Genomic DNA, 12,667 nt, shown 5'->3' on the forward strand with positions numbered 1-12,667 from the left:
CCTGCGGTCCTTTTTATGATGCACAAGATCCTGTTCACATATTATACCATAAACAACGGCAAGTAAAACCCCCACGTGTGGGGGATGATCGCTTGTTTAGCGGTCGGATTCCGAGCGGCCTCCCTTCGCTCCGCTCGGCCTTCGCCCCCTCCGTCCGTTCGGACTTGCGAGTTCAAATCCTGCACCAGCCTGTACATAACAAAAAAGCACCCACATTAGGGCGGGGGATAATCGGAATCCTCCCTTTCCTTTGCTCGCTTCGCTCGCTTGTTTAACGGTCGGATTCCGAGCGGCCTCCCTTCGCTTCGCTCCGCTCGGCCTTCGCCCCCTCCGTCCGTTCGGACTTGCAAGTTCGGCTCCCTGCTCGCCTGACGCAAAAATAAAAAGCACCTCAAGGGTGCTTTTATTTTTGCGTATGGTGGAGGCGGGGGGATAATCGGAATCCTCCCTTTCCTTTGCTCGCTTCGCTCGCTTGTTTAGCGGTCGGATTCCGAGCGGCCTCCCTTCGCTTCGCTCCGCTCGGCCTTCGCCCCCTCCGTCCGTTCGGACTTGCAAGTTCAAATCCTGCACCAGCCTGTACATAACAAAAAAGCACCCACATTAGGGCGGGGGATAATCGGAATCCTCCCTTTCCTTTGCTCGCTTCGCTCGCTTGTTTAACGGTCGGATTCCGAGCGGCCTCCCTTCGCTTCGCTCCGCTCGGCCTTCGCCCCCTCCGTCCGTTCGGACTTGCAAGTTCAAATCCTGCACCAGCCTGTACATAACAAAAAAGCACCCACAAGGGGTGCATTTTTTGTTATGTATGGTGGAGGCGGGGGGATTCGAACCCCCGTCCGAAAATAGCGACACATAAGCATCTCCGAGCGCAGTCGTTCTATAAGATTTCGGCTAACGGCCTGCGGAACGACACGCCAGCCGCTAACCTAGCCTGATTGATCTTCTTCCTTTGGCCCCAGGCGGAGACCTCCGGCGTAGCCCGTTAGAAGTGAGCCCTAATCACGCCACACGGGCCGATGGAGTGTTAGAGCCTCGCTGGTAATTAGGCAGCGAGAGAAAGTTGTTTGTTGCCAGTTATGGCTTTCCGCGTTGTTAACGGGGTCCGCAGCCCCCCGGCTCGCTTCTTATGCTCTACTATTCCCGTCGAATCCAGAACGCCCCCGTGATGAAAAAATCAATCAGGAGAAAAAAAGTCTAGGCGAAGATGGCAACTGTCCACACCTAGACTGTAGTTTCGGGGTTCATTGCCTTCTTACTATAGCACACGCGGCATTCAAAACTCAACGTCGATTTGTGCCAATCCTGCCATCGTGCACCATGCGCGGTGCCTGCAGCCAACGGCTTGTCGGCCACTGTTCAGCTGCTGGCAGCGCACCTTGCCTGTAAGTACGCTGCCCAGCAGATACAGCACCATTCATCACGATCAAATGCCATCGCAGTAAACAAGAGGTACTTGTCTTCCGCTTCGTTACACCTTCTGCCGCTCGCGCAGCGCGCGCTCCACTTCCCGCTGAGCATCGCGCTTTTTGATGTCCTCGCGCTTGTCGTAGTTCTTCTTCCCTTTGACCAGCGCCAGCTCCACCTTGGCCCAGCCGCCCTTGAGGTAGAGGCTGAGCGGCACCAGCGAGTACCCTTTTTCGCGGGTGAGGCCGTTCAGTTTGAGGATTTCCAGACGGCGCAGCAGAAGTTTGCGCGTCCGTTCCGGCTCGTGGTTGTAGCGGTTGCCCTGCTCATACGGGCTGATGTGCATGTTGTACAAGAGAACTTCGCCGTTGTGAATGCGGGCGAAGCTGTCCTTGAGCTGTACGCGTCCGGCCCGCACCGATTTGATCTCCGTGCCTGTCAGGGCAATGCCGGCTTCGTACACGTCTTCGATGTGATAGTCGTGACGCGCTTTGCGGTTTTGCGCCAGCGTCTTCACACCGGTTTTCGCTTTTGCCATGGGAGATCACCTCGCTTGCCTGGGTAAACGGACGGCTGTAGAATCGGTCAATATCGTACCTGTTAGTCTAGCAAATATCGCGGCGTTTGACAAGATCATCACCGCCGCTTCCGTTTCGCCTGCGCGGCCACGTGTTTCTTTTTCGATTTTTTGGCTCGGATCAGGTCTTCCCAAAACGCCTTTTGCCGGGTCGTCGGCGATTCTGCCTCGTCGAGCGGCACGACGTCACCCTCGGACGTGTCTGCTTGACCGGCATCAATCTGCTGAGCGGCTTCGAGCTGACGGCGCTGCTTTCGTTGCTTGCGCAGCACGGCGGGATGGGGCTTTTCCTGCCTGGACGCCCGTTTTGTGTCGCGCTTGCCTTTGCGCCCGTCGATCACCTTGGGGGTGCGCTCCCGGCCGCGGAAGGTGTTGGGCCGCTTCATCCCGACGATCTCAAAGTCAATGGCCCGCTCATCCACATTGACGTTGGAGACACGCACCTGCACCACGTCGCCGATGCGGAACTGTTTGCCCGTCCGCTCCCCGATCAGGGCGTACGCCTTTTCGTGGTAATGGTAGTAGTCGTCGGTCAGATAGCTGATGTGCACCAGACCTTCAATTGTATTAGGAAGCTCCACGAAAATGCCGAACGACGTAACGCCGGAAATGACGCCTTCAAATTCCTCGCCGATCCGCTCCAGCATGTACTCTGCCTTTTTCAAATCGTCCGTTTCCCGCTCGGCATCCACGGCGATGCGTTCGCGCTGGGAGGCGTGTTCCGCAATGATCGGCATCTGCTCTGTCCAATAGGCCAAGCGCTTTTCGGACAGCTCGCGATTCTCCAGCCACTCGCGAATCCGCCGGTGGACGATCAGGTCAGGGTAGCGCCGAATCGGGGAGGTAAAGTGCGTGTAGAAGTCGGTCGCCAGGCCGTAGTGCCCCAGGCTTTCCGCGTCGTAGCGCGCCTGCTTCATCGAGCGCAGCATTACCGTGCTGATGATGACCTCCTCGGGCGTACCTTTTACCTCCTCCAGAAGCTGCTGAAGGGCGCGCGGGTGGACGGTGTTGCCCTTGCCGCGGACCGTGTAGCCGAAGTTGGTGACAAACTCCATGAAGGCCATCAGTTTTTCCGGGTTGGGTTCCTCGTGCACCCGGTACATAAACGGCTGTTTCATCCAGTGGAAGTGCTCTGCCACGGTTTCATTGGCCGCCAACATGAATTCCTCGATGATCGACTCGGCGATGGATCGCGTACGGAAGCCGATCTCCGTCGGCGTTCCCTCTTCGTTGACGTAAATTTTCGCCTCGCGGAAGTCAAAGTCGATTGCGCCGCGGCGCATCCGCTTGGCGCGCAGCTTGCGGGCCAACTCCTCCATCAGGCGGAACATCGGCACCAGTTCGCTGTACTTTTCGATCAGCGCTTCATCATTTTCTTCCAAAATCTTGCGCACATCCGTGTAGGTCATTCGCTCATTGGTGCGGATGACGCTGAGGTAGATGTCGTAGGTGACCAGGTTTGCCTCCGCATCCAACTCCATGTCGCAGGTGATCGTCAGGCGGTCCACCTTCGGGTTAAGGCTGCAGATGCCGTTGGACAGTCGGTGCGGCAGCATGGGGATTACCCGGTCAACGAGATAGACGCTGGTGCCGCGCCGATACGCTTCCTGATCCAGCGCGGAATGTTCCCGGACGTAGTAGCTGACGTCGGCGATGTGGACGCCCAGCAGGTAATTGCCGTTGGGCAGCTTCTCCACCGAGACCGCGTCGTCCAGGTCTTTTGCATCCGCGCCGTCGATGGTTACCATCATCCGGTCGCGCAGGTCACGCCTGCCCTTGATCTCCTCCTCGGAGATTTCGTCCGGCACCGCTTCCGCCTCGGCCAGCACGTCGGCAGGGAACGCTTCCGGCAGGCCATACTTGCGGATGATCGAGAGAATGTCCACACCCGGATCGTTTTTATGCCCGAGGATCTCGATCACTTCCCCTTCCGGACTGGTACGTCCTTCCGGGTAGCGGACGATCTTGGCGACGACCTTGTGCCCGTCCACAGCCCCGTTATAGGCTGTTTTCGGGATGAAGATGTCCCTGCCAATCCGTTTCTCATCGGGTATGACGTAGGCGTAGTACGTTTCATCCTTGAACGTCCCCACCACTTCCGTCACGCCGCGCTCCACGATGCGGATGATCCGCCCCTCCAGGCGGTTGCCGCTCGTTTTCTTTTCCACCCGAACCAGGACCGTATCGCCGTGCATGGCGCCGTTCATGTCGTTGGCATGGACGTAAATGTCGTCCTCTCCAGGCGTGTCAGGGGTGACAAATCCAAACCCTTTGGGATGGCTTTGCAGTCGGCCGCGCACCAGGTTCATTTTTTCCGGCACGCCGTAGCGGTTGGTACGGGTCCGCACGATTTCGCCCCGTTCTTCCAACGCATTCAGCGTTTTGACCAGCTCTTTGAACGCCTCGGTGTCGGCCAGTCCAAACGCCTCCTCCAGCTCCTTCACGGTCATGGGGTGATACGCCTGTTCCCGCATGAACGCGAGGATATCCTGTTCCTTCATTCCGTATCCTCCTTTTCGGCACATGCTTTGCCGCGACTTTGCTTCATCTATGTAGTATGTAGTATTCAGTATTCTCCGATTACGCCGTAGGCAATCCTAATAGAAAAAAGACAGCAAGTCAAACTTGCTGCCTTTGGCAATCATGTATGTTACGCACCGCTTCTCAAGAAATACCCGAGCAGAATGGCAAACACCATGAACAGCACGGCAAACACAACGGTCAGTTTGCCGAGCAAAGCGTCAATCCCACGGGCCTTCTGCTTGCCCATCAGTTGTTCCGCGCCGCCGCCGATCGCCCCAGAGAGCCCGGCGCTTTTTCCAGATTGCAGCAATACGACAAGAATTAAGCCAATACTTGCGATCACAAGTAAGATTTTCGCAGCCAATACCATCTGTATTCACCTCAAAACAAACGTGAAGAAACTATTACTTCCACTCTACCACAGTTGGATCGGATCAGCAACCCTGGTTAATTGACGGGGATTTATCCAAAAATTGTGTACGTTCTATGTCTGTTTTTCCGTTTCCTTGCAACTGTCACGATTTTGCCGTAAAATTGCAGTTGTACCGTTATACTTGCCGTAGGAGGTCCTAGTTATATGGCTGGTTCCAACAAAAAAGACATGAATCAAAATGACGTGGTTGACTCCGCGAAGGCCTTTTTTACTTCGTTTGGCATCTTGTTCCTTGTTTTTCTTATTGCTCTTGTCGGTTCCGCCATTTTCCCGAAACACGGCGAAGAGGCCCAGGATGGCGGGCAAACGGCCAAAATTGACGCGGAAGCCGTGTACAAAGCAAACTGTGCATCCTGTCACGGTCAAAACCTGGAAGGGGCTTTCGGCCCAGCCCTGACCACAGCAGGCAGCAAGTACAGCGCAGATGATATTGCCAAAATCATCAAGGAAGGAAAAGGCGGCATGCCCGCTGGCGTCCTGAAAAAACAACCGGAAATCCAGGCAGTTGCCGAGTGGCTGGCTCAGCACAAGTAATTACATAGACAGCCGCGGCGTTACACACCGGAGACATCTCCGGTGTTTTCTCATTTCTCGAGAGGAGGAACAGCAGATGGCACCGCTGCTGGAACTGGAACAACTGGGCAAACGGTCGTCGTCAGGGCCCGACAGCTGGCTGTTCGCCGACCTGTCGGCGGTGGTGGAAGAGCCGGCCATCATCCACATCCTGGGGAAGTCGGGACAGGGCAAAAGCACCCTGCTGCGCATCCTGGCCCTGCTCACCCGCCCGGACAGCGGGAGCGTCCGGCTGGCGGGAAAACCTCCGGAACAATGGACGCCGGAACGCTGGCGCATGACGATGAGCTACGTCGCCCAACAGCCGGTCATGCTGCCGGGCAGCGTGGAGGACAACCTGCAGACGATCAGCCGCCTGCACCAGCGTTCCTTTCCTGCCGATCAGGCCCGGGCATGGATGGAGCAGTTGGGACTGGGCGGACTGGATTGGTCCAAACCGGCCGACCAGCTTTCCGGCGGGGAAAAACAGCGCGTCGCGTTGGTCCGCTCGCTGCTGCTGCGGCCGACCGTACTGCTGCTGGACGAAGTGACCGCCTCGCTGGATGCGCTCAGCAAACAGGCGACCGAACAGCTGCTGGCCGACCTGCACCGCCGGGAGGGCACCACACTCATCTGGGTTACGCACGACTGGGAGCAGGCGCGTTCCATCGGCCAGCGGGTCTGGTTCATGGCAGACGGCCGGCTGCTGGAGGATGCGTCGAGCGATTTGTTTTTTGACGCTCCCGCTTCGGAGGAGGCGCGCCGATTTTTGGCCGCCGCCATCCAGAAGGGATAGGAGGAAATAGGGATGTCATCAATGTCGCTGTGGCTGTCGGTATCGTTTGTCCTGATCGCGCTGCTGCTGTCCCTCTGGCAGAAGCTCGGCCTGGAAAAGGAAATCGTGATCAGCACGGTTCGCTGTGCCGTCCAACTGCTGGTGATCGGGTACGTGCTGCAGGTCGTGTTTCACGCCGACCACCCCGTCTATCTGGCGCTGGTGCTCACCATGATGATCGCCGTCGCCTCCTGGAACGCCTCACGCCGGGGGGACCGGCTGCCGGGTGTACTCTGGCGCATCGCCGCCACACTGACAACTTCGACGGTTGTGACGATGGGACTGCTGCTATTGCTGGGGCTGATCGAACCGACACCGCAGTACCTGATCCCCCTCTCCGGCATGATCATCGGCAATGCGATGCTGGTCAGCGGCCTGTTTCTCAGTCACATGAAGCGTGAAATGAACACCGCCCGCGGCGAGATTGAGACGTTGCTCTGCCTGGGCGCAACCAAGCGGCAGGCGATTCACGACGTGTTGAAACGGACCGTAAAAACCAGCATGATCCCCACCTTCGACACGATGAAGACGATCGGGCTGGTGCAGCTTCCCGGCACCATGACCGGCATGATTATCGCCGGAGCCAATCCGCTCGATGCCGTGCGCTACCAGATTATGATCATGTTCGCCTTTTCTTCGTCCGCCGCAATCTCAGCCGTGCTGGTCAGCCTGCTGTGCTACCGGCTCTGGTTTACCCGCGAATCCATGCTGATTCCGTAACGCGTGCGATCACCGGGCAAAAAGCAGGCTGCCGGGAATGAATCCCGGCAGCCTGTCGCTCTCACTATTGTTGGAGCAGGTATTTTTCCAGTTCGTCCACCACTTTGTTGGCACAGATTACGCCGCCAGAGGTGTTCCAAATCGTGTCGTCCACTTTGAACGCTTTGTTGTTTTTCACCACGTTCAGGTTTTTCCACAGCGGATCGTTGGTCCACTCTTTTTCCAACTTGGTCGCTTCACCGTCTCCCGTCTCGTAGGAGAAGTAGAACATGATGTCGCCGTCCATTTCCGGAATCCGCTCTTTGGTCACTTCGGCGGCGAATTCTTCTTTGTTTTGCGACTCCGGACGAGCTACGCCCAGGTCTTTCATGATCGTGCCGGCAAACGTGTCGTTGTAGTAGATGCGTACACGGCCGGGCATGAAGCGAACGAGAGAGACTTTGGTCTTCGCCTTGTCGCCCACTTTCGCCTTGAACTCTTCAACGCGCTTGTTCCAATCGGCCAGCACTTTTTCGCCTTCTGCTTTCTTGTTGAGCGCTTCCGCGTACAGCATGAAGTTTTCTTTCCAGTCGCCGCGCGGTTCTTCCACGAAGACAGTCGGCGCGATGGCAGTCAGCTGCTGGTAAATCTTTTCGTGGCGGAACTTCATGCCGAGGATCAGGTCCGGCTTCAGCGCCGCGATCGCTTCAATGTTCGGCTGGGACTCGGTACCAAGCGTTTTGGTGCCTTCCAGGTGCGGCTTCACGAAATCGTAAAAGGTCGTCGGATCTGTCCAGGAACCGACCGCGCCCACAGGCTTAACACCGAGAGCTACCAGCGTTTCCACCCCCTGCGAGGTGAGGACGACTACGCGCTGCGGAGTGCCCGGAATCTTGGTTTCCCCCATCGCGTGTTTCACCGTGTAGGATTGATCGGAGCTGCCCGCAGGCTGTTGAGCTTGCGTTTGGTCAGCCGGTTTTTGGTCGGCTGCCTGCTGTCCGCCGCCGCAACCGGTGACGATCAGCAGCAGGGCCATCAGCAGGGCAAAAAACGCTTTGCCGCGTACTGTGCGGTATGTACGAGAAAACATGAAATTGACTCCCTTCTATTCTTGATGATAATGAGAATTAAACTCATTTACACCCAATATCCTACTACCAGGGTCAGATGAAGTCAACTGCAAAAATGGTGATAATGAATCTCAAAATCATTGACAATGCACGCCGGCAAGAACTACACTGAAATGTGATAAGAACAGTAGAAATCGTCACCCAAGGATGAAGACAATGAAATCGTTACTCCACAGCAATCCGCTCAAAATCGCTGGCGTCTGTATCGGCCTGTTCCTTCTATTATATTTGAGTTACTTCAGCCTCATCTTCGGCGTCATCGACACCAGTTGGCAAACGGCGATTGACGCCTACACGCACTTCAACGGTTCCAATGAACACATCGTCATCAAGGAAGTTCGCGTCCCGCGTGTGCTGAATGCCCTCGCCGTCGGAGCCAGCCTGGGCATCGCCGGCGCGCTGCTGCAATCGCTGACGCGCAACCCGGTGGCCGACGTCGAACTGTTCGGCCTCAACGCCGGAGCCGCCCTGTTTGTTGTGTTTGCGGTGACGTTTGTCGGCATCAGCTCCCTTACCGCGTTTACCTGGATTTCCTTTCTGGGCGCCGCGGCCAGCGGCCTCGTCGTCTACCTCTTGGGATCGCTGGGTCGGGACGGCCTGACGCCGGTCAAGCTGACGCTGGCCGGTGCAGCCATCACCGCATTGGCCGCATCCGCCCGGCACGGCATGCTCGTCCTGAACGAAAAGGCACTGGACGAGGTGCTGTTCTGGCTCTCCGGTTCGGTGGGGGGACGCAAGCTGGAGTTTTTGCAAGCCGTCTTTCCGTACATGGCAGTGGCCTGGGTGGGAGCCTTCCTGCTCGCCCGTCCGATCCAGACCCTGCTGATGGGCGATGACGTGGCCAAGGGACTGGGGCAGCGAACCCTGCTGGTAAAAATCATGACCGGCGTGGTGATCGTCCTGCTTTCCGGCGCTTCAGTCGCCGTGGCAGGGCCGATCGGCTTCGTCGGACTGGTCACGCCGCATCTCGCCCGCTACCTGGTCGGGGTGGACACGCGGTGGGTGTTCTTGTACAGCGGCATCCTCGGTTCCGCCATCCTGCTTGCAGCGGACATCGCCGCCCGTTTCATCGCCAAGCCTGCGGAAGTGCCCATCGGAGCGATGACCGCTCTGGTCGGCATCCCGTTCTTCATCTACGTGGCGAGAAAGGGGCTGGAGAAAAAATGAAGTCGTATCTGTCGCTGCGCAACAAAAAAGGCTCCTTTTCCTTCCACATTCACAAGAAGTCGCTGTTGTGCGCCGCCGTCTGCCTGCTGCTGACCGCGGCCGTCATGGTAGTCAGCCTGGGGATGGGCGAAATGAACATCTCTCCCCTCAACGTCGTAAAGGCGTTTCTGGGCATGGGAGAGGAGCAGGATGCGCTAATCGTAACGCAGTTTCGCCTCCCCCGCGTCGTCATCGGCCTGTTGGTGGGTGCCGCGCTGGGAGCAGCCGGGGCGATTCTGCAGGGAATCGTCCGCAATCCCCTGGCTGCGCCAGACATTCTCGGGGTAACGGGAGGCGCTGCGGTTGCGGCTGTCGCCTTTCTGCTCTACTTTGAATCGGTCAGCATCCAGTGGCTTCCCCCTGTCGCGTTTCTGGGAGCGACGCTGACGACATTGATCCTGTACGCGCTCGCCTGGAAAAAAGGAGTGACGCCGCTAAGGCTGGTGCTCATCGGCGTGGGCATCAAAATCGCCGCCAGCGCAGTCATTACGGTGCTGATCCTGTTCAGTCCGTTTGTCCTGCAAAACAAGGCCACCCTGTGGCTTACCGGCAGCATCTACGGCGTCGACTGGAACGACGTGAAGATGATCGGACCGTGGGTTGTCGGCCTGATCGCGCTGGCTGCGCTGCTCGCCCGCCGTGTCAACGTCCAGCAGTTGGGCGACGAAGTGGCGACCAGCGTGGGCAGCCTGGTTCAATTCGACCGCTTTGCGCTGTTACTCATCTGTGCCGCGTTAACCGGGGCGGCCGTCTCCGTCGGCGGAGAAATCAGCTTTGTCGCCCTGCTGGCGCCGCACATCGCCAAAATGCTGGTCGGCCCCTCGTTTGGAGGCGCCCTGCCTGTGTCCGCCCTGATCGGCAGCCTGATCCTGCTGATTGCCGATTTGATCGCGCGAACGGCCTTTTCCCCGATCGACATCCCTGTCGGCGTCTTTACTTCAGCGGTAGGGGCACCGTTTTTCATCTTCCTGCTCTACAAAAACCGTAACCGGTAAGCTGAAAGGAGAGAAGCAGCGTGCATGCCTTGGAAACCCGTCAGTTGACGTTGTCCTACGGCGAACGGAATATCATCGAAGCACTTGATCTGCGCATCCCGCGCGGGCAGATCACGGTTTTCATCGGCAGCAACGGCAGCGGCAAATCCACCTTGCTGCGCTCGCTTGCCCGGTTGTTGAAGCCCAAGCAAGGGGCGATCCTGCTCGACGGCGAGTCGATCGCCAAGCAGTCGACCAAGGAAGTGGCCAAGCGGCTGGCGATTCTGCCCCAAGGGCCGACAGCTCCGGAAGGCTTGACCGTCCTGCAGCTCGTCAAGCAGGGGCGCTATCCGTACCAGAGTTGGCTGCAGCAGTGGTCGGAGGAAGATGAACGGATGGTGACCAAGGCGCTGGCCGCCACCCAACTGACCGAATTGGCCAACCAGCCCGTCGACTCGCTGTCAGGCGGACAGCGGCAGCGTGCCTGGATCGCGATGACCTTGGCCCAGGGGACGGAGACCATCCTGTTGGACGAACCGACCACCTACCTGGACATGGCGCACCAAATTGAGATCCTCGACCTGCTGTACGAACTGAACCGGACGGAACAGCGCACGATCGTCATGGTACTGCACGACTTGAACCTGGCATGCCGTTACGCTCACCACATCGTCGCCGTGCACAACCGGAGCGTGTACGCCGAGGGCAGCCCGGACGCGGTCATGACAGAAGAAATGGTCCGCCACGTGTTTCAGATGGAGTGTCAGATCACACGCGATCCGCTCTACGGCACGCCGATGTGCATCCCGTTCAGCAAAAGCCGGTTGACCACTGCAGCTGAGCCGAGACAGATGGTGCACGCATAGATGCGGCCCGATCGATCGGTACACGATAAACGAACAAAAAAAGGTGCTTTCCCTCAGAGGGAAAGCACCTTTTTTGCGTTGCCGCGAATGGGCTTACTTCTTCAGATTGTAGAAAGCGTTGCGGCCGCCGAAGCGTGCGGTGTCGCCCAGCTCGTCTTCGATGCGCAGCAGTTGGTTGTACTTGGCCACGCGGTCTGTGCGGGACGGAGCCCCTGTTTTGATCTGGCCGGCGTTGGTCGCAACCGCGATGTCAGCGATGGTGGAGTCTTCCGTTTCACCGGAGCGGTGAGAGATGACTGCGGTGTAGCCGGCCCGCTTCGCCATCTCGATGGCGTCAAAGGTTTCGGTCAGCGTACCGATCTGGTTTACTTTTACCAGGATGGAGTTGCCGGTCGCATTTTCAATCCCGCGCGCCAGACGCTCGGTGTTGGTCACGAACAGGTCGTCGCCGACGAGCTGTACTTTGCCGCCGAGGCGCTCGGTCAGCACTTTCCAGCCGTCCCAGTCGTCTTCGGAGAGACCGTCTTCAATGGAGATGATCGGGTACTTGCTCACCAGGTCTTCGTAGAAGGCGATCATTTCTTCCGTCGTCTTCACGACGCCTTCACCTTCAAAGTGGTACTTGCCGTCCTTGTACATTTCGGTAGCGGCCACATCCAGCGCCAGGAAGACGTCTTTGCCCGGCTCGTAGCCAGCCGCCTTGATCGCTTCCAGAATGGTGGTGATCGCTTCTTCGTTGGATTTCAGGTTAGGCGCAAAGCCGCCCTCGTCCCCTACTGCCGTGTTCATGCCTTTGGCAGCGAGCACTTTTTTCAGCGAGTGGAAAATTTCCGCACCCATGCGCAGTGCTTCCTTGAACGATTCGGCTCCGACCGGCATCACCATGAACTCCTGGATGTCCACCGTGTTGTCTGCGTGCTTGCCGCCGTTGAGAATGTTCATCATCGGCACCGGCAGGGTCTTGGCGTTGAAGCCGCCCAGGTAGTTGTAGAGGGAAACGCCCAGGGACGCAGCTGCGGCGCGGGCGACTGCCATGGAGACGCCGAGAATCGCGTTGGCGCCCAGTTTGCCTTTGTTCGGGGTGCCATCCAGTTGGATCATCGCCGTGTCGATGCCCACTTGATCCAGCGCGTCCATGCCGATCAGTTCCGGCGCGATAATCTCGTTGACGTTCTCCACCGCTTTCAGTACCCCTTTGCCGAGGTAGCGGCTCTTGTCACCGTCGCGCAGTTCCACTGCTTCGTACGCGCCTGTGGATGCGCCGGACGGAACGGCTGCACGGCCCATGGAGCCGTCTTCCAGATACACCTCTACTTCCACGGTCGGATTGCCGCGGGAGTCCATGATTTCGCGTGCGTAAATGTCGGTAATCATCGTCATTGTGACCATCTCCTTTGTTATGTTGGAGAACCCCGCACCAGCCTGGGACTCGCGGGTGCGGCGTTCGTCGTTGGCCTGGTTCGTCTTCTTG

At 58.0% G+C, this 12,667-nt stretch carries 11 protein-coding genes and 1 other RNA gene; 6 read left to right on the top strand and 6 right to left on the bottom strand.

Annotated elements, in window-relative coordinates:
• Positions 1 to 803: 803 nt before the first annotated feature.
• The 4 genes from ssrA to secG all read right to left on the bottom strand — a co-directional run bounded on the left by ssrA (position 804) and on the right by secG (position 4,871).
• Positions 804 to 1,159, bottom strand: a transfer-messenger RNA (tmRNA) gene (gene ssrA, locus ETC00_RS11940).
• Between the two features lie 306 nt (positions 1,160 to 1,465).
• The gene (gene smpB / locus ETC00_RS11945) at positions 1,466 to 1,939 is read right to left on the bottom strand and encodes an SsrA-binding protein SmpB (protein WP_171566312.1); all 474 of its coding nucleotides are present in this window, start codon (positions 1,937 to 1,939) and stop codon (positions 1,466 to 1,468) included.
• A gap of 98 nt (positions 1,940 to 2,037) precedes the next feature.
• Positions 2,038 to 4,479, bottom strand: coding sequence for a ribonuclease R (gene rnr / locus ETC00_RS11950; protein WP_171566313.1), 2,442 nt, complete (start codon positions 4,477 to 4,479; stop codon positions 2,038 to 2,040).
• Between the two features lie 149 nt (positions 4,480 to 4,628).
• Positions 4,629 to 4,871: a preprotein translocase subunit SecG gene (gene secG / locus ETC00_RS11955; RefSeq protein WP_029098168.1), complete on the bottom strand. Its 243-nt coding sequence runs from the start codon at positions 4,869 to 4,871 to the stop codon at positions 4,629 to 4,631.
• A gap of 207 nt (positions 4,872 to 5,078) precedes the next feature.
• Between secG and ETC00_RS11960 the strand changes: the two genes are divergently transcribed.
• The 3 genes from ETC00_RS11960 (at position 5,079) to ETC00_RS11970 (ending at position 7,041) form a co-directional block, all read left to right on the top strand.
• Positions 5,079 to 5,468, top strand: a complete 390-nt coding sequence (locus tag ETC00_RS11960) for a YqzM family protein (RefSeq protein WP_171566314.1) — start codon at positions 5,079 to 5,081, stop codon at positions 5,466 to 5,468.
• Positions 5,469 to 5,544: 76 nt separating this feature from the next.
• Positions 5,545 to 6,282: an ABC transporter ATP-binding protein gene (locus ETC00_RS11965; RefSeq protein WP_171566315.1), complete on the top strand. Its 738-nt coding sequence runs from the start codon at positions 5,545 to 5,547 to the stop codon at positions 6,280 to 6,282.
• A gap of 12 nt (positions 6,283 to 6,294) precedes the next feature.
• Entirely contained in the window at positions 6,295 to 7,041 is a 747-nt protein-coding gene (locus tag ETC00_RS11970) for an ABC transporter permease (RefSeq protein ID WP_171566316.1), read from the top strand.
• Between the two features lie 64 nt (positions 7,042 to 7,105).
• Here the strand turns inward: ETC00_RS11970 and ETC00_RS11975 are convergent, their stop codons facing one another.
• Positions 7,106 to 8,110 carry an ABC transporter substrate-binding protein gene (locus tag ETC00_RS11975; protein WP_171566317.1) on the bottom strand — a complete coding sequence of 335 codons (1,005 nt, stop codon included), beginning with the start codon at positions 8,108 to 8,110 and terminating at the stop codon, positions 7,106 to 7,108.
• A gap of 196 nt (positions 8,111 to 8,306) precedes the next feature.
• Here ETC00_RS11975 and ETC00_RS11980 point away from each other — a divergent pair, with 196 nt between their 5' ends.
• From ETC00_RS11980 to ETC00_RS11990, 3 genes are read left to right on the top strand one after another with little or no spacing between them, the layout of a single operon-like run.
• Positions 8,307 to 9,317 (top strand): FecCD family ABC transporter permease, encoded by a 1,011-nt coding sequence (locus tag ETC00_RS11980; protein WP_171566318.1) that lies wholly within the window; start codon positions 8,307 to 8,309, stop codon positions 9,315 to 9,317.
• Positions 9,314 to 10,351 (top strand): FecCD family ABC transporter permease, encoded by a 1,038-nt coding sequence (locus ETC00_RS11985; RefSeq protein ID WP_171566319.1) that lies wholly within the window; start codon positions 9,314 to 9,316, stop codon positions 10,349 to 10,351. Before ETC00_RS11980 ends, ETC00_RS11985 begins: the two co-directional genes overlap by 4 nt.
• A 20-nt stretch (positions 10,352 to 10,371) precedes the next feature.
• On the top strand, positions 10,372 to 11,196 hold the full coding sequence (locus ETC00_RS11990) for an ABC transporter ATP-binding protein (protein ID WP_171566320.1): 825 nt from the start codon (positions 10,372 to 10,374) through the stop codon (positions 11,194 to 11,196).
• 93 nt (positions 11,197 to 11,289) lie between these two features.
• On the opposite strand, the gene eno is transcribed toward ETC00_RS11990, so the two are convergent.
• Entirely contained in the window at positions 11,290 to 12,576 is a 1,287-nt protein-coding gene (eno, locus tag ETC00_RS11995; protein WP_171566321.1) for a phosphopyruvate hydratase, read from the bottom strand.
• Between the last annotated feature and the right edge of the window lie 91 nt (positions 12,577 to 12,667).

Origin of the sequence: Brevibacillus sp. MCWH, from assembly GCF_013096935.1 — a bacterium.
Taxonomy (GTDB): domain Bacteria; phylum Bacillota; class Bacilli; order Brevibacillales; family Brevibacillaceae; genus Brevibacillus; species Brevibacillus aydinogluensis.

Bases quoted from the DNA above. Each gene is read 5' to 3' on its own strand.
- smpB (WP_171566312.1), bottom strand. From the start codon at position 1,939: ATGGCAAAAGCGAAAACCGGTGTGAAGACGCTGGCGCAAAACCGCAAA.
- rnr (WP_171566313.1), bottom strand. From the start codon at position 4,479: ATGAAGGAACAGGATATCCTCGCGTTCATGCGGGAACAGGCGTATCAC.
- secG (WP_029098168.1), bottom strand. From the start codon at position 4,871: ATGGTATTGGCTGCGAAAATCTTACTTGTGATCGCAAGTATTGGCTTA.
- ETC00_RS11960 (WP_171566314.1), top strand. From the start codon at position 5,079: ATGGCTGGTTCCAACAAAAAAGACATGAATCAAAATGACGTGGTTGAC.
- ETC00_RS11965 (WP_171566315.1), top strand. From the start codon at position 5,545: ATGGCACCGCTGCTGGAACTGGAACAACTGGGCAAACGGTCGTCGTCA.
- ETC00_RS11970 (WP_171566316.1), top strand. From the start codon at position 6,295: ATGTCATCAATGTCGCTGTGGCTGTCGGTATCGTTTGTCCTGATCGCG.
- ETC00_RS11975 (WP_171566317.1), bottom strand. From the start codon at position 8,110: ATGTTTTCTCGTACATACCGCACAGTACGCGGCAAAGCGTTTTTTGCC.
- ETC00_RS11980 (WP_171566318.1), top strand. From the start codon at position 8,307: ATGAAATCGTTACTCCACAGCAATCCGCTCAAAATCGCTGGCGTCTGT.
- ETC00_RS11985 (WP_171566319.1), top strand. From the start codon at position 9,314: ATGAAGTCGTATCTGTCGCTGCGCAACAAAAAAGGCTCCTTTTCCTTC.
- eno (WP_171566321.1), bottom strand. From the start codon at position 12,576: ATGACGATGATTACCGACATTTACGCACGCGAAATCATGGACTCCCGC.